A 19,412-nucleotide genomic window follows, 5' to 3' on the forward strand; every position below is an offset into this window, starting at 1 on the left:
AAAACGCACGAGGTTCACCTTGCAGTCTCAAAACCTGTCCATGTCCAGCTACATCATGGTCCCGATCCATCGGGAAGGCTGGCCGTTCATCGCCCTGTTCGCCGTCGCGGCGATCTTGTTGGGTCTGCTGTGGCAACCTTTGGGCTGGCTGGGGCTGGTGGCGACCTTGTGGTGCGCCTATTTCTTCCGCAATCCCGACCGGGTCACCCCCACGCGCGACGGTCTGGTCATCAGCCCCGCCGACGGTGTGGTCTGTTTGGTCGGCGATGCGGTGCCGCCCGCCGGCCTGGGCCTGGGCGAGACGCCGCGCCCGCGCGTTTGCGTGTTCATGAGCGTGTTCGACGTCCATATCAACCGCGCGCCGCTGTCGGGCCGGGTGACCAAGCTGGCCTATCATGCCGGCAAGTTCGTCAATGCCGCCCTCGACAAGGCGAGCGAGGAAAACGAACGCATGGCGGTGGCGCTGGAATTGGAAGACGGGCGCTCTGTCGCCTTCGTCCAGATCGCCGGTCTGGTGGCACGACGCATCCGCTGCGATCTGGTCGAAGGCCAGACCATCCGCGCCGGCGAGCGTTTCGGCCTGATCCGTTTCGGTTCGCGCGTTGACGTCTATTTCCCCGAAGGGGTTCAGCCGCAAGTCACCTTGGGGCAGCGCTGCATCGCCGGAGAAACCGTGTTGGCCGACCTCAATTCGACCGAACCGGCCCGCCAGGGCGAGGTGCGCTGAGATGTTCAAGCCATCAGCCCCAGGCCAGCCCCGGCGCCGTCTGATCCGTCCGCCCAAGCTGCCCGGCCTGTCGCTGAACAAGCTTATTCCCAATATCCTGACCGTGCTGGCCCTGTGCGCGGGGCTGACTTCGATCCGCTTCGCCCTGCATGGCAAGTGGGAGCACGCGGTGCTGTCCATCGTCCTGGCCGCCATCCTCGACGGTCTGGACGGGCGGGTGGCGCGGCTGCTGCAAGGGACGTCGAAATTCGGCGCCGAGTTGGATTCCCTGTCCGATTTCGTCAGTTTCGGCGTCGCTCCGGCCATGGTGCTGTATTTCTGGACCATGCAGGGCGCCGGCGGCTTCGGCTGGGCCTTGGTGCTTTTGTTCGCGGTGTGCTGCGCCCTGCGGCTGGCCCGTTTCAACACCATGCTGGGCAATGCCGACCTGCCGCCTTATGCCTATAATTTCTTCACCGGCATTCCCGCCCCCGCCGCCGCCGGGGTGGTGCTGCTGCCCATGGTCGCCAGCTTTGAATTCGGCGACAGCTTTTTCGCCCGCCCCACCGTGGTGTCGGTCTTTCTGCTGGGGGTGGCCTTCCTGATGGTCAGCACCATCCCCACCTTCTCTTTCAAGAAGGTTCGCATCCCCAATGCCTGGGTGTTGCCGGTGCTGTTGATCGTCGGCCTGCTGGCCGCGTTCCTGGTGACCGAGCCGTGGTTGACCCTGGTGGTGCTGGGTTTTGCCTATGTCGGCCTGATTCCCGTCAGTATCCGCGCCTTCCGCCGGCTCAAACGCCAGGCCGAGGCGGTGGTGCAGGCGGAGACGCTGGTGGCGGCTCCTTCTGATAGTGACGAAAATGCCACGGTGTCGTGAAACATTGAATCTTCTCTAAGGCGGTCCTTGCCGTGGGTGACGTCCTGCGGTAGAAACCAGACTAATCGCGTGCGAACCTGTTAATGCATAAGGAAGCCCTCTCAATGCGTACCATGAAGACTCTGCTGGTTGCTGGCGTTCTCGCCGCCCTGCCCGTCGCCGCCAACGCCCAGTGGTATGTTGGTTTGGACGGTGGCGCCAATTACATGCAAGACCCGGGTTCGTCCACCGGCGCCGATTCCGATTGGGGTTGGGTTGGTCTGGGCCAGGTCGGCTACAGCTTCGGCGCTCCCAAGGTGGAGTTTGAAGTCGGCTACCGCGCCAACGACTCGATCGACTCGATCAGCACCATGGTCAACGGCATCTATGACTTCATGCCGACCGGCAAGTGGCATCCCTTCGTCGGCGCCGGTATCGGCTGGGCTTGGCTGGACGGCGACTTCGCCGGGAACGGCGCCCGCAATTCCGATAACGCTTTCGCCTACCAGGGCATCGCCGGCGTCGGCTACGACCTCGACAGCAACTGGGCTTTGAAGGCTCAGTACCGTTACTTCGCCACCCTGGACGCCGATGTGGGCACCGCCAATTCGGGCGACAGCGATTATCGCAACCACTCGATCCTGGCCGGCTTCACCTACAAGTTCGGCGCTCCGGCTCCGGTCGTTGCTCCGGCCCCGGCTCCGGTTCCGGTTGCCGCCCCGGCTCCTGCCCCGGTCGCCAAGCCCGTGCCGACCCCCAAGAACTTCATCGTGTTCTTCGACTTCAACAAGTCGGACATCACCCCGGAAGCTTCCAAGGTCATCACCCAGGCCGTCGATACCGCCAAGAAGGGCAAGACCACCCGTGTTGACCTGACCGGCCACGCCGACCGTTCCGGCCCGGACAAGTACAACATGGCTCTGTCGCTGAAGCGCGCCAACGCCGTCAAGGCCGCCATGGTCAAGCAGGGCATCCCCGCCGACCAGATCTCGGTTGTCGGCAAGGGCGAAGCGGTCCCGCTGGTCCAGACCCCCGACGGTGTGCGCGAGCCGCAGAACCGCCGCGTCGAAATCGTCCTGCCCTAATCGGTTGGTCGTAGCGAAGACCCCCGGTCCTAAGGACCGGGGGTTTTTTGCGTTTTAGGAAAGCATGGCTATCGTTCGGCCCAAATGCGGATGTCTTCCGGGTGGTTGAGAGGCAATCGCGGGCGCGTGATCGTCATGGTCATCGGCTGATTGCCCGCAATTCTCAGCCAGAGAGGCGTTTGCATGTACGTTCCGTCCCATTTTGAAGAAGCCGAAGTCGACATTCTTCACGACCTCATTTCATGCCATCCGTTCGGGGTCTTGGTGACGTATGGGATCGACGGTCTGGACGCCAACCACATTCCCTTTGAACTGGACAAAGGGGAAGGGTCGCTTGGCGTGCTGCGTGCTCATGTGGCACGGGCAAATCCGCTTTGGCGGAATGTAAGCGACGGCGATGAGGTGCTGGCGGTATTCCAAGCCGGTGACGCCTACATCTCACCCAACTGGTACCCCAGCAAGCACGAGTCCCATAAGCAGGTTCCAACTTGGAACTACAAGGTTGCTCACGCTTACGGACGCATCGTCGTCAAAGATGACGAACGAACCGTGCGCGGCATCGTCGCCCGCCTGACCAAATCCCACGAAGTGTCGCAGCCCGTACCGTGGAAGATGAGCGATAGCCCCAAGGCGTTCATCGACACCATGGTGAAAGCCATTGTCGGGATCGAGATCCACGTCACGCGCCTGATTGGGAAATCCAAGCTGAGCCAGAATCGGGAGCCGCGAGACATTCGAGGGGCTGCTTTAGCCTTGAAAAGGCAAGGTGATCACCTGATTGCCGACGCAATGCTCGCCTGCGTCTCGGCCAAGGAGGAGGTATAGGGGTAAAATCAGTGGGCAAAGCCGACTGGCCGCTGAATGCAGGCAGCTCTAATCAAACAGCCCTTGCCAGGGCGCCCATCCACAGATGAAGTCGGCCAGCGCGGCATAACCGCCAGCGCCAGGGTGGACGCCATCCCCGGCGCCCGCTTCATCCATCCAGGAACGGTGCTGGCGCAGAAACCCATGGATGGGCAGATAAGGCAGGTCCAGGCGTGCGGCAAGGGCCGTGAAATCCTCACACAAAGAGGTGATACGGCCATCGGCGGCAGCATCGTCCGCGATGGGGGCGGGGCCGATGAAGAGGGTGCGGGCATAGGCTTGGGCGGGGCGCAGCAGGCATTCCGCTTCGGCCAGGGTGTGTTGAGGCGGAATGTTCTGGGCGGAATCATTGGCGCCAAAAGAAAAGATCAGGCGACGCTGGGCGGGAGCGATGCCATCCAGCCGGGCTTGGGCTTCGACCTGCCAGCGCCGGTGAATTTGTGCGGTTTTATCGCCGCGAATGCCCAGGTTGTAGACGGTCAGGTCGGGCGAAGCGGTCCTCTGTGAGGCGCAGGCGCGACCGACCCAGCCCAAGCCAGTGGGATCGCCGGTGCCGTTGATGAAGCTGTCCCCGAAGAAACACAACCGCAAGGCCGCGGGCAAGGGTCAGCCCTTGCTGGCGGCCTGCGTCGCCGGCTTGGCGGCGGGCTTGTCGGCCTTGGCTTTTTCCGCCTTGGCCTTGCTGGAATCGGGTTTCGGCGCTGCCTTTTCGGCCTTGGCCTGCTTCACCGGCGACGGAACCGGCGCGGCCGAGCAGCCGGCGGTGGCCGGGATCGGCTTTTCAATGGTATTGGCCGCCCAGTTTTCCATCTCGTGCGGCGACAGGTCCAAGACGGTATCGAACAGCTTGACCTGGGTGTCGCAATATTCTTCCACGTGCTGCGCCCGCATGGAGGCGTCGTTGGACAATTGGGTGACATAGCGGTCCATGCCGCTTTGGCCCTTGCCCAGGCGTCCGAACATGCCGCGCAGGTGGGTGGCATTGGCATTCATGGTGGTGCCGAAGCGGTTGACCCAGGTGGACCATTTGCCGCGGAAGTCGACCTCGGTGCCCTGGCACTTGAGGGCGGCGACCATCAACTCGTAATGCAGCTGGCGCACCTGCATGGCCCGGATGTCTTGCGGCGTATAGCATTGCTGCTTGGCGAAGGCCGGAGCGGCGATGGCGATGCAGACGAGGGCGGCAATGGCGCTGCTGGATTTACGAATCACTAAGTGCCTCGCGATGGTGGGTTTCAAAGCGGCGCCAGTGTGGCGAAGCGTCGGCGAAAGTGCAACATTTCCGACGACACCCTTCACCTTTTACCCGGCATTTCCCGCATTCCGGCCGGTGGGGGCCAGCAAGGCCAGGAATTCGGCGCTGACACGCTCCCAAGAAAAGCGACAGGCATGGTCACGGCATGACGCGGATGGAATGTCCAGGGCGGCCAGGGCGGCGGCCCGCAGGTCATGGTTCAGCACGCCGGCGGGGGAATCGCCGATCACGTCCAGCGGGCCGGGGACCGGAAAGGCCGCCACCGGCACGCCCGAGGCCAGGGCTTCCAGCATGACCAGTCCGAACGTGTCGGTTTTGGAGGGGAAGACGAAGCAATCGCCGGCGGCGAAATAGCGCGATAATTCGGCGTCGCCATTGGCGATGCGCCAGTGCACCTGGGGAAAGCGCTTCATCAGGCCGGCGCGGGCGGGGCCATCGCCGACCACCATTTTCGAACCCGGCAGGTCCAGCGACAGAAACGCCGGCAGGTTTTTTTCCACCGCCACCCGGCCCACATAGAGGAAGAGGGGGCGCGGCAGATCGACGAAATCCTTGGCCTGGGGGTGGAAGGTGACGGCATCGACGCCGTGGCTCCATTCCACCGCATTGACGAAGCCCCATTCCGCCAATTCCCGCCGTACCGACGGCGATGGGCACATCACCGCCGCCGAGGGGGCGTGAAATCGCCGCATCAAGGCATAGGGCCAGGATAGCGGCACGCCGGTACGGGCGCGGACGTAATGGGGAAACTTGGTGTGATAGGCGGTGGTGAAGGGCAGGCGCCGGTCCAGGCACCAGCGCCGCGCCGCCCAGCCCAACGGGCCTTCCGTCGCCAGATGGATGGCGTCGGGGGCGAAATCGTGCAGGGCTTGACCAAGCCCGGCGGCGACGAATAGCGACAGCTTGATTTCCGGGTAGGACGGACACGGGATGGTCCTGAATTGCCCTGGCTCGATCACCAATAGCTGGTGACCAAGGCGCTCCAGCTGGCCGCACAGACTGGCAAGGACGCGGACCACGCCGTTGCGTTGGGGGTGCCAGGCGTCGGTGACGATGGCGATGCGCATGGGGGCCTCCTTCGGGGCGTTTGCGCATGCCTAAGCCGCCGCCGCTGTGGCGGCAAGTGACGAAGCGATGAAATCACAAATCGATCAGTTCCACCGGTGGTGCCGTCCCCAGGCCGGGGAAAAAAGCGCCGGCGGTGGCGGAAAAGCGGGCCGGGGCGTCGGTGGTGTAAAGATGGATGCCGCCTTTGCCGCTGCCGGCGGCCAATCCTTTTTGTGCCAGCATGAGGGCGGCCCGTTCAGCCACCGCCTGGGCGCAATCAACCAGCACCGGAATGGGCCCCAGCACCTTGCGTAAGGAGGGGGCAAGCAGCGGGAAATGCGTGCAGCCCAGCACCAGACAATCGGCTGCGCCGTCGCCTTGGAAGTGCTCGGCCAGATATTGGCGGATCATGGCCTCGGCGATGGGCCCTTCGGTCAGCCCTTCTTCCACCATGGCAACGAAGAGCGGGCAGGGCACCGGGGTGATGGCGGCTGTGGGTCGCTGAGCGGCAATCGCCCGGTCGAAGGCGCCGGAGCGGCAGGTGCCCTCGGTGGCGGCGACGACGATGCGCCCGCCGGGCGACAGGGCGGCGGCCTGCTCGGCCCCGGCATCGATCACGCCCAAGACCAGAAGATCGGGAAAATGCTGGGCCAAGGCGGCGGCGGCATGGGCCGAGGCGGTGTTGCAGGCCAGGACCAGCATTTTTATGTCCTGCGACCTGAAAAAAGCCGCCGCCCTCAACACATATTGAATAATCGTCTGCGGCGCTTTGGTTCCATAGGGTAAACGTGCGACATCACCCAGGTACAGCAATGTCTCTGCCGGCAGGCGGCGGTGCAGGGCCGCGGCCACGGTCAAGCCGCCGACACCGGAATCGAACACCCCGATGGGGCGGGTGCAGTTCATATGCTCTAAGGTATTGACCGTAGAATGATCGGGATTATCCAAGATTTAGTCCCTATTACCTATTGCGCACAGGTTCCATTTGCGCAGTCATATGGTTATTTTGGTGCCGGGATTATCCGGCCCTTGGCGGTTTTATGTAAATAGCCTATAAATGTAGTTGGGGAAATGGCCGGTGCCGTGCATTGGTATGGTTAGCGGAGTTGGGAGGCATGGTTTGTCTGGCTTGAGCGGGTCTCTGCATTGGTCAAGGGCGCGGCCCGCCACACAGCGGGCCGAGGGGGCTTGATCCCATGTCGTGGTCGTTGGCCCGCAAGGTATCCGCCGCGTTGATCGCCATTTTGGTGTGCACCATGATGGTGACGGCTCTGTTCGGCTTTTTCAAGTTCCAGGACGTGATGTCGGAGCTGGTGCGCTCCCGTTACAGCTTCGTCGCCTTCACCATCAAGCAGAAGGTGGAAGACAGTCTGAACCTGGGTTTCGCCCTGCGACAATTACGTCAGGTGCAAGAAACCATCGAGCTGGAAAAAGCCCGTGACGAGCAGGTTCAGGGCATCGAGATTTATGACGCCAAGGGTGAAATTCTCTTCAACAGCGACCGAGGCCGCATCGGCGCCTCGGTGCCGGAAAATTGGCTGTTGCCGTTGAGTCTCACCAATTTGCAGCCTTTCGCTTTCCTCGACGAGGATTCCAACGTCGTCGGCCTGCCCCTGGTCAACAGTCTGGGCAAGGTCGAAGGCGCGGTGGTGTTGCTTTATCCCACCGGCTATGTGGAGCGTGAATTGGGCCCCATGCTGTGGCGTCTGGCCGGCGAGATCGCCGGGCTGGTGGTGGTGTTCAGTCTGCTGGCCGTGGTCGTGGCCAGCATCGCCCTGGGCGCGGTGCGCCGGCGCCTGCACGCCATGGAACATGCCCTGCTTCTGGCCCCGGGGGCCGAGGCGCCGCTGGATGATGTGGCGACGGTAAATGAATTCGACGGGCATTTCGGCGAGTTCGTCGCCAAGACCCGTGAAGCGGTTGAACATATCAAAGCGTCGACCGATGAAGTCGAACGCCTTGACCGGCTTGCGTGAGGGGGCCATGCGTCTCGACTCGTCCCGCTCATTGTTGATCCGGTTGCTGATGCTGGCGGTGCTGGTGCTGGTGCCGCCCATGGTCATCGGTTCGTACCGGGCGCTCGATAGTTTCAAGCGGGGCTTGAGTCCGGAAATGGACCTGAAGGCCGCCGCCATCGCCCGCGATCTGGTGGCGCAACTGGAACGCGCCGTGGGCTTTGGCATTCCCGTCGATAAGCTGGTGGGGGTGGATGAATTCTTTGCCCAGGTGCTCAGTGCCAATCCGGAAATCCGTTATCTGGGGATCACCGATGCCAAGGGTGATATCCTGTTTTTGCGCGGGGCGCTGTCCGAGCAGTTGAACGACGCCTATCGCAGCCGCTCGGGCGCGGTGCTGGACGATACCGGATTGAAGGCGAACATCGCCGACTTCGTCGATCTGGCTTTGCCCGTCCATGTGCGGGATGTCGCGGTGGCGCAGGTCCATGTGGGCTTTGATCAGGATTACGTCGCCACTCAGTTGTTCGGTATTTTCTACGATATCGCCGTGGTGCTGGTGACGTCGCTGATCATCGCCTTCGAGGTTCTGCTGTTCGTGGTGGTGTTCAACGTTTCCGGCCCGATGAAACTGGTGGCCGAGGTGGTGGCCCAGGCCCGGCGCGGCGACTTCACCCGGGTGCCGGGGATCACCTCGTCCGACGAGGTGGGGCATTTCGTTCGTGTCTTCAACAGCGCCATGCGCCAGGTCGATGGTGCCTATCGCGGCCTGATGGCCTATATCGATGAAGTGCGCAGCGGCCATTTTGATCGCGATGTGGCTGGTCAGGTGAGTGAGATCGCCGATCGGGTGCGCTTCCTGTTCCGTTTCCATCCTTCGGGGGCGCCACAGGTCCTGCGCGAGAAACTGTCGTCGGACGTGCGGCTGCCGTTGTTCCTGTTTATCTTCGCCGAGGAGCTGAGCCGCGCCTTCATGCCGCTTTATGCCCAGGCCTTGCCGTCGCAGGCGGGCTGGCTGACGCCTGAAGTGCTGATGGCGCTGCCCATCGCCGTGTTCATGGCCGGTATCGCCGTGGGCTCGTTGTGGGCGGGGGCGGTGACCGAACGGCTGGGCAGCCGCAAGGTGTTCCAGTTCGGTCTGGCTCCGGCGGTGTTGGGCTGCGTCATGAGCGGGTTGGCCCAGGGCGTCGTTGAACTGAGCCTGTGGCGCGGCATCGCCGGCCTGGGCTATGCCCTGGTGACGGTGGCCTGCCAAAGTTATATCTCGAAGACCACGGTGGACAGCAACCGCGCCACCGGTCTGGGCAGTTATGTCGGCGCGGTGCTGACAGCGGCCGTTTGCGGCACCGCCGCCGGCGGTGTGCTGGCCGAGCGCATCGGCTTCGCCCCCACCTTCTTCGTCTCCACCGTGTTGATCCTGGTGTCCGGCTGGCTGCTCAGCCATCTGCTGTCGGTGGTGGACCACGGTGCCCCGGTAGTGGCCCCGGTTCCGTCCGGTCGCCCGTTGCTACGCATCTTCGCCAATTGGCGGTTCACCGTCCTGGTACTGTTCGCCGCCATTCCGGCCAAGATGGCGCTGACCGGCTATTTCTTCTTCCTGGTACCGCTGACCTTGTGGAGTTCGGACCATTCCTTGGCCGAACTGGCCCGCATCATGGTGCTGTATCCCCTGGTCATGCTGGCGGTGTCGTCGCAATCGACCCGCCTGGCCGATCAGATAGGCTGGCGCATCGGTCAGGTGGCCCTGGGCGGGCTGATCGGCGGTGCCGGTATTTTGTCCATGCTGGCTTTCGACGGTACGCTGCCCTTGGTCATCGGCATCGTCTGTCTGGGTATTTCCCATGGCATGTCGGCATCGCCGCAATTGGCGGCCATTCCCGATATCTGCTGGATCGAATGCAATCGCCACGGTCGCACCCAGGTTCTGGCCTTGCTGCGCACGCTGGAACGGGTGGGTTCGGTGATCGGTCCGTTGCTGGCCGCTGGCTTCCTGCTGCACTGGGGACCCAAGGGGGCGGTGATCGGTCTGGGGGCGGTGGTCCTGGTCATGGCTGCCATCTTCGCCATGGTCGCCGGCGCCTATGGCAGCGGCCCGCACCTGGAAACCGAGGAGGACGCCCCATGATGATGCGCCGTGTGCTCCTGGGCGCCGCCCTGTCGGCGGCTGTGTTCGCCGCCCTGCCGGCCCAGGCCCAATCTCCGGGCCAATCTCCGGCCAAGCCCTATCGCATCTATATGGCGCTGTGGCGCGGCTGGGAAGATGCCGCCCAGGGCTTCAAGGACTACTTCACCAACCAGAACATTCCGGTCGAGCTGATCATCCGCGACGCCGGCCAGGACCGGGCCAAGCTGCCGGAATTCGTGGCCGAGGCCAAGCAATTGGGTGTCGATCTGGTGTTCACCTGGGGCACCACGGTGACGGTGGACATGTTGGGCACCTATGACAAGGTCGACCCGGCTAAGCACATCACCGATATTCCCGCCGTCTTCGCCATCGTGTCGCAGCCGGTGGGGGCCAAGGTGGTGCCCGATCTGGCGTCGTCGGGCCGCAATATCGCCGGCACCAGCTATCTGGTGCCCATGGATACCCAGGTAAACCTGCTGCAATCCTATCGTCAGGTGCGCAAATTGGGCATGGTTTACAATCCCTTGGAAAAGAACTCGCTGGTGGCCGCCGACGAATTGCGCGAACTGGGACGCAAGAACGGCTATGAGCTGGCGGTGGCCGCGGTGGACGTGGTCGATGGCAAGCCGGTGGTGGAAAGCATCGCCGGCAAGGTGCGCGACCTCAAGCAGGACGGGGTGGATTTTCTTTATATCCCCCCCGACACCTTCCTTAACGTCAATCGCGACGTCCTGACCGGTGCCGCCTTGGCGGAAAAGATGCCCAGCTTCGCCGCCGCCGAAAACCCGGTACTGTCGTCCAAGGCCATGTTCGGCGGGGTCTATCGTTATTACACCGTCGGCCAACTGACCGCCTACAAGGCGGAACAGATCCTGGTCCACAAGAAGGCGCCGGCGGACCTGCCCATCGACCCGCCGCGGCGTCTGTCCATCATCATCAACATGCCGGTGGTGCGCGCGCTTGAATTCTATCCGCCCATGGGGCTGCTGAGCTTGGCCGAAGTGGTGGATAGCGGCGCCGAGGTCCGGCCATGAACAAGGAGCACACGCCGTTGCGGATCGTCATCTGCACCAAGCGCGATCTGGCCGGGGCGCTGATTCTCAATCAGCTGTTGCCGCGTCTGGGTGGCGACACGGTCATGGTGCTGCTGTCGGACAAGACCCGCCCGGTGGAACAGGCGGTGCCTGAACTGGCCGAGATGAAGTTTCTCGAGCGCGATTTGCCCATGGATACGCTGTTTCCGCTGATCGACCGCCTCGACGACGATGGCGCGCCGGCGGAGCTGGCCACCTTCGACGGGTTGGCGCAGCGCTTTGGCGTTCCCATCCAGGTGATCGGCGACATCAACGGCCCCGAGGGCGAAGAGATGTTGCGGCGCTTCGCCCCCGACATCATGTTGTCGGCGCGATTTTCGCTGATTTTCCGCCGTAATGTCTTCGATATCCCCCGCTTCGGCACCTATAACGTCCATCCTGGCGCCTTGCCGCGCTATGCCGGCCTGTTCGCGCCGTTCCGCTGCATGTTGGAAGGCGGTGATGCCATCGGCTGCACCCTGCACCGGGTGGATGACGGCATCGATACCGGCCCGGTGGTGGGGATCGGCTGGCTGCCAATCCAGGCGGAACGGTCCTTGCTGTGGCATGTGGTCAACACCTATGGCGCCGGCCTCGATCTGTTCATGACCGTCCTCGACGGTCTGCGCCAGGGTCAGGGCCCCGACTTGCAGGGTCAGGACCGCTCGCTGCGGGTTTACGGCAGCCTGCCGGGGCGTGAGGCCTTCGACGCCTTCCGCTCCAAGGGGTTGCGGCTGTACGACCCACAGGAATACATGGACGTTCTGCGCCGTTTCATGCCGGCGGAGAGCGCCGTCCAATTGCAGGCCATCGCCGGAGCCGCGGCTGAAAAGGTGGGGGCGTCATGCTGCTGCGCACACGCGTAACGCTGATCGTTTCCATAACCTATTCGCTGCTGGTCGCCGGCCTGACCTTCGCCGGCCTCAAAAGCGAGGAACTGGCCGATGAGCGCTATGCCCAGGCGACGCTGAACGGGCAGGAAATCTTCTGGCGCAAGCTGGTGGAAAACACCGTCCAGCGCCTGGAAACCGATGCCCGCGGCATCGCCGGCAACATGCAGATCGTCACCGCGGTGGATCACCGCGACCCGGCCCAGACCCTGGTCCATATGGGGCCGCTGGCCGAGGCGATGAAGACGCGCGGCACCGTCAGCCGCCTGGAAATCCTGGACCGCGACGGCGAGCTTTTGTACAGCTCGCGCGGGTCTTTGCTGGAGCCGCCGATCCTGGACGCCGGCACCGTGCGTGCCATCGTCGATGGCAAGCGCCCGGTGCGCGGGGTGTTGCAGGACGCGTCGCGGACCTTCACCGCCACCTTGGCCTTTCCGTTGCAGATCGGCGGTGACGAAGTGGCCGGCATCGCCGTGCTGGCCGCCGACATGCAGCCGCCCTTGTCGGAGTTCCAGGCCTCCACCGGCTCGGACATCTTCCTGGTCGATCGCAACGGTCATTTGGCCCAGGGCACCAACGATGCCCTGTGGTCGGTGTTCAACGGCAAGATCAGCGTGCGCAAAAGCCGTCTGCTGACCTGGGCCGAGGGCGAAAAGTACTATTCCGTCGTCGTCTTGCCGGTGCAGGACGGTTTCAATCGGGTCATCGGCGCCCTGGTCACCGCCAGGGACGTGTCGGAAACCCAGGCACGCCAACGCCTGATCCGGGTCATCGCCATCGGTGCCGTCATCGGCTTCCTGGTGCTGGTGCTGGGCATCTTCTACGTCTATCTGCGCCGGTCCTTCCATCCGCTCGACGAAGCCATCGCCGTGTTGAACGCGCTGTCGCGCGGCGATACCTCGGTGACCTTGGAAGTCAGGAACGACAAGGACGAAATCGGTCGCATCGCCGGCACCGTCGGCGTGTTCCGCGAAAACACCGTCAAGCTGGACCTGATGCAACAGCGGCGCGAACGCCAGCGCCGCCGGCAGGAATTGTTCATCCGCCTGCAGATGCTGAAACTGTCGGAAATGCTGGAGGAAGAGGCCCGCGCCGCGATCTTGTCGGACATGAAGCAGATCGAGGCCATGGCCGAAAGGAAGGCCGGGTCCGAGGATGCCGCCGACAGCGGCAAGGGCGAGTTGGAAGTATTGGGCGTGGCCTTCCAGACCATGTCCGACCGCATCCGCGAACAGCACCTGTCGTTGGAAACCCTGATCGCCGAACGTACGCGCGAGGCCGAGGTCTTGCGCGAAGCCCTGCGCACCCGCGACCAGTTGAACGCATTGCGGCAGGAACTGGATTTCGCCCGCGAACTGCAATTGTCGTCGCTGCCGCAGGTTTTCCCGCCCTTCCCCGACCGCGACGAATTCCAGATTCACGCCGCCATGGTTCCGGCCAAGGAAGTCGGCGGCGATTTCTACGATTTCTTCCTGCTCGATCATCATCATCTGGGCATCGTCATCGGCGACGCCTCGGGCAAGGGTGTGCCGGCGGCCATGTTCATCGCCATCGCCCGCTCGCTGATCAAGGCGGTGGCGCCGCTGTCGCGCTCGCCCGGCGAGTGCCTGGCCTTCGTCAATACCATGTTGTCGGCGGACAATCCGCAGACCCTGTTCGCCACCTGCTTCTACGCGGTGGTCGACACCCGCTCGGGCGAGGTGGCCTTCTGCAATGCCGGCCATCCGCCGCCCCTGATCCTGCGCCAAGGTCAAAATGTGGACGCCATCCGCGATGTCTCGGGGGTCGCCTTAGGGGTGATGGAGGATCTGGAATACGATACCGGCACCTTCACCATCGCCCCCGATGATACCATCGTGCTTTACACCGACGGCGTCACCGAGGCGCAAGACGTGTCCGAGACGCTGTATGACGAACCGCGACTGATCCAGACCCTGCGGGGCTTGGGCCCCATTCACCCGGAACAGGTCATCGCCACCGTGCAGCGGGCGGTCGAGGCCTTTGTCGGCGACGCCCCGCAATTCGACGATATCACCATGCTGTCGCTGCGTTTCGACCGTGTCAGCGTTCATGACGGTGGCATCGAGACTCAGCAACGGCGATTGATGCTGACCGGCTTCCAGGGCAGTGGCGGCGAGGCGGTGCCCGAGCCCGTTTCCACACCATCTCCGACACCGCCGTCGACTCCGGTTCCGCCGCCAGCCCCCATCGCTGTCTCGGTGTCCGCCGTACGGGCGCCCGCCGCGCCGACGAACCCGCCGGCGAAGCGGCCCAGGATCATGGTCCAGCCGGTGTCGGCCCCGACCTCGGCCCCGGCCCCGACCCCGGCCCCGACCCCGACGGTCGCTCCCGCTCCCGCCAAGGCACCGGTGATGGCGGTTTCCACGGCCAAGCTGATCAAGACCGATGCGGCCAAGCCGGCGGTTGCGCCGGTGGTCAATGGCGCCAGCGTCACCAAGCGTCCTCGGGTGGTGATGCAGCCGCCGAAGCCCAAGCCCGTGCCGCATACCCGGCTGGAAGTGACGATTGCCAACGATCTGGATGAATTGGCGCGTCTGGCCGGTCTGGTCGATGAATTCGTCGAGCGCAACAGCATGCCGGAGCGAATTTCTTTCAATCTAAATCTGTGTTTGGACGAGTTGATCACCAATATCGTCTCTTATGGCTACGAGGACGGCCACCACCACGATATCCACGTTAAATTCGCGCTGGACAATGGTCGTCTGATCACCGAAATCATCGACGACGGCAAAGAGTACAATCCCTTTACCGATGCCCCCGAACCCGATCTGGCCTTGGATGTGGACGACCGTCCCATCGGCGGATTGGGGGTATTCCTGGTCAAGGAATTCATGGATCGCACCGATTACCGCCGCGAGGGCGGCACAAATATCGTGACGCTGGAAAAGAACGTCACCGAACAGGAGAGTTAAGGAAATGGAGATTCGGGAAGACCAAGCTGATGGCGCGATAATTTTGGTTCCTGTCGCCCGTGTCGACAGTGCCACCGCCAAGGCTTTCGAGGTCCGGGTCCTCGCCGCCGTCAATTCCGGCGCGGGCAAGATCGTCATCGACTTCGCCGAGCTTGACTATATCTCCAGCGCCGGCCTGCGTGTCGTCCTGGTGGGGGCCAAGATGACCCGTGTCCCGCGTAAATTCGCCCTGTGCGGCATGAAGCCGCATATCCGCGAAATCTTCGATGTGTCCGGTTTTGCCCGCATCCTGACTATTCTGCCCGATCGCGCCGCTGCCTTGTCGGCATAGATGCCATGACCGGGCTCGGCTAGAACCAAAGGATAGGCTCTGCTACACTCGAAAAGTTTACAATCGTATCCCTTCGGGATCGATCTGCAACAACGGGAGGATGCCATGGCCGATCCCTTCAAGGGCTTTACCGAATTCCAGGCCGCTTGGCTGAAAGCGTGGTCCCATTCGGCGCAGAACATGACCACCATGCTGACCCACATGCTGGATATGCAGCAAAAATTTCTGAGCCACGCGGCCAAGTACCATCGCGATCATGTCGAAATCGCCACCGGTGCATCGCTGACCGACAAGTACGGGAAGCGCGCCCACGATATCGATCCCGAGCGGGACATTTAGAGCATTTTCACATCGAGCGTCCATATCCGTCGTGGGCGAAGAAATTGGCGCATTCCTCGGGCGGAAACAGGTCGATGAGTTTTCCGATCACGTCCCATAAGGTGTTGATGGTGCGGGCTTGCGCCTTTCGCAGCAGGCTCTTGAGCTTGGCGAAGGCGAGCTCGATGGGATTGAGGTCTGGGGAGTAGGGCGGCAGATACCGCAGGGTGGCCCCTCGGGCTTCGATGAGTTGCTTGACCCCTGCCACCTTGTGGGCGGGCAGATTGTCCATTACGACGATGTCGCCGGGCCGCAAGGTCGGAGCCAGGACCTGCTCGACATAGGCCAGGAAGATCGCGCCATTCATCGCCTTGTCGATGACGAAGGGGGCGGAGATTCCGTCATGCCGGAGCGCCCCGACGAAGGTGGTCATTTTCCAATGACCGTGCGGCACCGCAGCCAGCAGCCGCTGACCGCGCGGCGCCCGTCCGTAGCGCCGGGTCATGTTGGTCGATGCCCCGGTTTCATCAAGGAAGACCAAGCGGGTTGGGTCCAGCGCCGGCTGCTCGGCTCGCCAGGCGATGCGTCCTTCGGCTACGTCGGGACGTTCCTGCTCGGCAGCATGCGCACTCTTTTTTTCAGACTGAGGTCGAGCCGCTCAAGCGTGTTCCACAGGCCGCCGACGCTGATCGACACGCCCAATTCGGCCAGAACCCAGGCGCGCAACTCAGCCAGCGTGGCATCGGGCTCGACCTTGATCTGCGCCTGCAACGCCTCAAGGTGAGCCGCCAGCTTCTGTCCTGGCCGCCCAGGCCGTGGCTTCACCGTCGTCTCGCCGGTGGCCCGGCGGCGGCCTTGGGCCTTGTAGATGTACGAAACGCTCACCCGGAACAGCGGCGCCACCTCGTAGGCGCTCATGCCGCTGTCCACAGCCGCCAAAACTCTATCGCGCAAGTCCTGAGAATAGGACTGCCCTGAGCGCCACGTCATCGCATCATCCTCGGGAGCGTTGTTACCGAAGATGTTGAATCACAAAATGACCTCAGGGGGAATCCTCTACCGATTCCGGCGTGAAACCGCTCTAATTGTTTGATATTTCTATCTAATTTTGTTGCGGGGGCGCGCCACCATTTGCCGCGAACCCTATTTCTCCGCACAGCGTAAGCTGGCGGTAGAGGTGCGCAACCCGTTGGTATCTGACCGCTGTACCCCCGGCAACCGCCACTCGGCTGGAGCGTCCGCTATGGCCCAGTTGTGCCATGAAGGGCCGCCGCTTAATCCTTCAATGACCCTTCTGGGCATCGATTTTGGGAAAGGCCATCAAGAACGTGCAGCCTTCACCGACGATGGACATAACCCAAATGCGGCCAAGGTGATGCTCTACGATCCTCTTGCAGATCGCCAGCCCGATGCCGGTGCCTTCGTATTCCTTGCGGGTTACAAGCCGCTTGAAGATGCCGAAGACCTGCTCGAAATATTCTGGCGCGATTCCGATGCCGTTATCCTTCACCCAAACGCACCATTCCGTTCCGTCGTCGCGCCAGCCGACCGAGATAATGGGAGCGCGGTCTGGGGAGCGATACTTGACGGCATTGGCGAACAGATTCTGGAACAGCCGGATCAACTCGGTGCGGTCACCCAAGATGGAGGGCAAGTCTTCCGCCACGGAAACCACCGCCCCGGCCTCCTGACAGAGGATCTGCAGATTCCGGAGGCTTTCGGCAATAGGCTCGCCGAGTGCCAAGGGCTGGAGCGGCATTTCACTCCGTGCAATACGGGCATACTCGAGAAGACCGAGAATAAGCGCGTCCATCCGCTTTGCCCCATCCACGGCAAATCCGATGAATTCCTTCATGTCGGCATCAAGATCCGGTCCAAGCTTCCTCGACACCAGGGCAAGGTACATGGTCACCATCCGAAGCGGCTCGCGCAGATCGTGGGATGCCACATAGGCGAATTGCTCAAGATCCGTATTGGACTGGGCAAGGCTTTGCGCCTGAACAGCAAGATCTCGCTGCGCGGATTCGGTGTTCTGTACCGCGATCCGAAGGTCCTTCGTCATTGATTCGGCAAGTTGAATGGCCCGGGCCCTGCCGGTGGCCATCAACCAAACCAGCAAGGACAGCAAAAGGCTAAGCCCCACGCCGCCCCCCGCGATCAGGGATTCTGCCTTGCGGCCGAAACCGGCTTCAAAAGACCTCAGAGATCGCGCCGACAGCGTCCAGCTATGACCGGTGACAACGAGGTATTCATTGGCGGTGGCGGCCGACAGACTTACTTCTCCGGAATTGGGGGACTTGTACAAGACGCCCTCGGCCGACAAATCGACACCGTCAAAAATGGTGAAGGCAACCCCCGGCGGAAGCTCGCCATACAGGCTGGCCATGACGTCTTTGATCCGGAATGAGGCAAAGACCCATCCCGTCAATGCATTCCGGCGTTCGGCGACCGACTCATGGGATTGTCCCCGGACGAAGATCGGGATGTACATGATAAATCCGGGCTGAGATTCCTGTCCGGCATCCACCGCGAGCTTGAGTTTTCCCGACATTACGACCATGCCGGAGTCGCGAGCCTTTTCCATGGCCGCTCGCCGCACCGGATCAGACCATGCGTCAAATCCGGCAGGGGCACGGTTAAGGCCGATATTCGGCTCGCGCTGGACGATGGGGCCATAGACGTCCCGTTGGCCCTCGGGAAATATGGCATAGTCTGCCATTCCCAATTGGCGCATGGCGCGTTGATGCGCGTCCTTGCGGTCCGCCGGAATCAATTCGACGACGCCAATTGCCTGAACGGCGGAAAAATTTGCATCCGACTGGAGGGATGCAACATAGCCGGCCAGCATGTCCCGCTGGGAGATGTCGGCCGTGGCATACATTCCCTGCACGCCTCGCAGCATCAGTTCGTAGGTGGCAATGCGCTGCTCGATCCTGCTGGCGACATCGCGCAGGGAAAAATCGACCTGTGTCCGCAATTGCTGGCGGACCGCTTGGCGTTCGTGACCCCAAACGACCCATGTCACGCCGAGTGCCGCGAACAAGACCAGCCAGGGAAGGAATTTGAGGCGTAATGTGCTCAAGGCTGATCTTCGAATGTGGTCATGGCGGCGGCTAATTCCGGCGGGAAGTATTTCTCGAAGATCCGGCGCACGGTCCCGTCGTGGTGCATGTCTTTCACCAGCTTACGCCACTTTTCCTGTTCATGGGCGGGCAGCGCCTTTTTCGACATGATCAGGCCGTGAAGCACCGGGGGATCATTGAACTCGATGATGTCCGAGATGCCGCGGATCTGCTTCTCGTCCAGCGCGGGGTAATCGAAGGGTTCTATGATCATCGCCTGGATTTGGTTGCCGATCAGGACCTGATAGAGCGGCCCAAGTCCGCCGGATTGACTGACGCGGCCCGCCTGTTGCAGCGTATCGACAAGCCGGTTGGCGGATTCGCTGTAGCGAAAGCTGCGTATCACTCCAAGCCGAAGGCGGTCATTGCGCTCGAAATCCGCAAGGTCACGAACGGCGGCATCCTTGCGGACCAAGAGATAATATTTGTTGCTGATGTACCACGCGAAGGAGGCGAATTTGTCTCGCTCGACGGTAGTGATGCCCGAAAGGCTGAAATCCAGGGCTCCGGACTCGATCAACTGCCAAATTCTGGCGCGCGGCATCAAATTGACGATGACCCGGCATCCACTGCGCCGAATGAGTTCCTCGGCGACGTCCTTGTCGATGCCGGTGTCGGTGTCCGCCGAATAGAGAAGGCCATGATCATGCAGGGCAAGCGTGAATGGCCTTGAGCAGTCAGGGGCGGCGGCCGCGCTCTGGCCGAGGCCGAAGCACAAAAACATGCTGACCACCAAGATGGCGAAGCCTCTGACCATTCCCATCCGCCCTTCGATTCTAGTCGCCAATCCAAAGCCTGGGGATCAAAGCCCTCGTGGAAAGACTACCGCCGAAAGAGCGGTCTGACCATACC

The 19,412-nt window shown here is 62.4% G+C and carries 18 protein-coding genes; 11 read left to right on the forward strand and 7 right to left on the reverse strand.

Annotated elements, in window-relative coordinates; all coding sequences use genetic code 11:
• The first annotated feature begins 40 nt into the window (after positions 1-40).
• The 4 genes from MGMSRV2_RS20125 to MGMSRV2_RS20140 all read left to right on the forward strand — a co-directional run bounded on the left by MGMSRV2_RS20125 (position 41) and on the right by MGMSRV2_RS20140 (position 3,472).
• On the forward strand, positions 41-727 hold the full coding sequence (locus MGMSRV2_RS20125) for a phosphatidylserine decarboxylase (protein ID WP_041633837.1): 687 nt from the start codon (positions 41-43) through the stop codon (positions 725-727).
• A gap of 1 nt (position 728) precedes the next feature.
• Positions 729-1,583 (forward strand): CDP-diacylglycerol--serine O-phosphatidyltransferase, encoded by an 855-nt coding sequence (gene pssA, locus MGMSRV2_RS20130; RefSeq protein WP_024082229.1) that lies wholly within the window; start codon positions 729-731, stop codon positions 1,581-1,583.
• A gap of 104 nt (positions 1,584-1,687) precedes the next feature.
• Positions 1,688-2,647 carry an OmpA family protein gene (locus MGMSRV2_RS20135; protein ID WP_024082230.1) on the forward strand — a complete coding sequence of 320 codons (960 nt, stop codon included), beginning with the start codon at positions 1,688-1,690 and terminating at the stop codon, positions 2,645-2,647.
• 183 nt (positions 2,648-2,830) lie between these two features.
• The gene (locus tag MGMSRV2_RS20140; protein ID WP_024082231.1) at positions 2,831-3,472 is read left to right on the forward strand and encodes an FMN-binding negative transcriptional regulator; all 642 of its coding nucleotides are present in this window, start codon (positions 2,831-2,833) and stop codon (positions 3,470-3,472) included.
• 48 nt (positions 3,473-3,520) lie between these two features.
• Here the strand turns inward: MGMSRV2_RS20140 and MGMSRV2_RS20145 are convergent, their stop codons facing one another.
• The 4 genes from MGMSRV2_RS20145 to murI all read right to left on the reverse strand — a co-directional run bounded on the left by MGMSRV2_RS20145 (position 3,521) and on the right by murI (position 6,719).
• Positions 3,521-4,114, reverse strand: coding sequence for a GDSL-type esterase/lipase family protein (locus MGMSRV2_RS20145; protein WP_024082232.1), 594 nt, complete (start codon positions 4,112-4,114; stop codon positions 3,521-3,523).
• Between the two features lie 3 nt (positions 4,115-4,117).
• Positions 4,118-4,723 (reverse strand): hypothetical protein, encoded by a 606-nt coding sequence (locus MGMSRV2_RS20150; RefSeq protein WP_024082233.1) that lies wholly within the window; start codon positions 4,721-4,723, stop codon positions 4,118-4,120.
• Between the two features lie 90 nt (positions 4,724-4,813).
• Positions 4,814-5,833, reverse strand: a complete 1,020-nt coding sequence (locus MGMSRV2_RS20155) for a glycosyltransferase family 4 protein (RefSeq protein ID WP_024082234.1) — start codon at positions 5,831-5,833, stop codon at positions 4,814-4,816.
• A gap of 73 nt (positions 5,834-5,906) precedes the next feature.
• On the reverse strand, positions 5,907-6,719 hold the full coding sequence (gene murI, locus MGMSRV2_RS20160) for a glutamate racemase (protein ID WP_041633840.1): 813 nt from the start codon (positions 6,717-6,719) through the stop codon (positions 5,907-5,909).
• 290 nt (positions 6,720-7,009) lie between these two features.
• Here murI and MGMSRV2_RS20165 point away from each other — a divergent pair, with 290 nt between their 5' ends.
• The 7 genes from MGMSRV2_RS20165 (at position 7,010) to MGMSRV2_RS20195 (ending at position 15,459) form a co-directional block, all read left to right on the forward strand.
• Positions 7,010-7,789 (forward strand): hypothetical protein, encoded by a 780-nt coding sequence (locus tag MGMSRV2_RS20165; RefSeq protein WP_024082236.1) that lies wholly within the window; start codon positions 7,010-7,012, stop codon positions 7,787-7,789.
• A complete protein-coding gene (locus MGMSRV2_RS20170) occupies positions 7,758-9,893 on the forward strand; it encodes an MFS transporter (RefSeq protein ID WP_024082237.1) in 2,136 nt (711 codons plus the stop codon). Before MGMSRV2_RS20165 ends, MGMSRV2_RS20170 begins: the two co-directional genes overlap by 32 nt.
• On the forward strand, positions 9,890-10,927 hold the full coding sequence (locus tag MGMSRV2_RS20175) for an ABC transporter substrate-binding protein (RefSeq protein WP_024082238.1): 1,038 nt from the start codon (positions 9,890-9,892) through the stop codon (positions 10,925-10,927). The genes MGMSRV2_RS20170 and MGMSRV2_RS20175 overlap by 4 nt, the downstream gene beginning before the upstream one ends.
• Positions 10,924-11,832, forward strand: a complete 909-nt coding sequence (locus MGMSRV2_RS20180; protein WP_024082239.1) for a formyl transferase — start codon at positions 10,924-10,926, stop codon at positions 11,830-11,832. The genes MGMSRV2_RS20175 and MGMSRV2_RS20180 overlap by 4 nt, the downstream gene beginning before the upstream one ends.
• On the forward strand, positions 11,811-14,789 hold the full coding sequence (locus MGMSRV2_RS22270) for a SpoIIE family protein phosphatase (RefSeq protein ID WP_024082240.1): 2,979 nt from the start codon (positions 11,811-11,813) through the stop codon (positions 14,787-14,789). The genes MGMSRV2_RS20180 and MGMSRV2_RS22270 overlap by 22 nt, the downstream gene beginning before the upstream one ends.
• 4 nt (positions 14,790-14,793) lie before the next feature.
• Positions 14,794-15,120, forward strand: a complete 327-nt coding sequence (locus tag MGMSRV2_RS20190; protein WP_024082241.1) for an STAS domain-containing protein — start codon at positions 14,794-14,796, stop codon at positions 15,118-15,120.
• 105 nt (positions 15,121-15,225) lie between these two features.
• Positions 15,226-15,459, forward strand: coding sequence for a hypothetical protein (locus MGMSRV2_RS20195; RefSeq protein ID WP_024082242.1), 234 nt, complete (start codon positions 15,226-15,228; stop codon positions 15,457-15,459).
• Between the two features lie 7 nt (positions 15,460-15,466).
• On the opposite strand, the gene MGMSRV2_RS20200 is transcribed toward MGMSRV2_RS20195, so the two are convergent.
• The 3 genes from MGMSRV2_RS20200 to MGMSRV2_RS20210 all read right to left on the reverse strand — a co-directional run bounded on the left by MGMSRV2_RS20200 (position 15,467) and on the right by MGMSRV2_RS20210 (position 19,317).
• Positions 15,467-16,428 (reverse strand): IS630 family transposase gene (locus tag MGMSRV2_RS20200; protein WP_144084247.1). Its coding sequence is split into 2 segments (ribosomal slippage): positions 15,467-16,080 and positions 16,080-16,428, totalling 963 coding nucleotides; the frame shifts between segments, so codons are not numbered across the junction.
• A 292-nt stretch (positions 16,429-16,720) separates the two neighbouring features.
• Entirely contained in the window at positions 16,721-18,520 is a 1,800-nt protein-coding gene (locus MGMSRV2_RS20205; protein ID WP_024082243.1) for a sensor histidine kinase, read from the reverse strand.
• A complete protein-coding gene (locus tag MGMSRV2_RS20210) occupies positions 18,517-19,317 on the reverse strand; it encodes a substrate-binding periplasmic protein (RefSeq protein ID WP_024082244.1) in 801 nt (266 codons plus the stop codon). The genes MGMSRV2_RS20205 and MGMSRV2_RS20210 overlap by 4 nt, the downstream gene beginning before the upstream one ends.
• Positions 19,318-19,412 lie beyond the last annotated feature (95 nt).

Origin of the sequence: Magnetospirillum gryphiswaldense MSR-1 v2 (assembly GCF_000513295.1) — a bacterium.
GTDB classification, from domain to species: domain Bacteria; phylum Pseudomonadota; class Alphaproteobacteria; order Rhodospirillales; family Magnetospirillaceae; genus Magnetospirillum; species Magnetospirillum gryphiswaldense.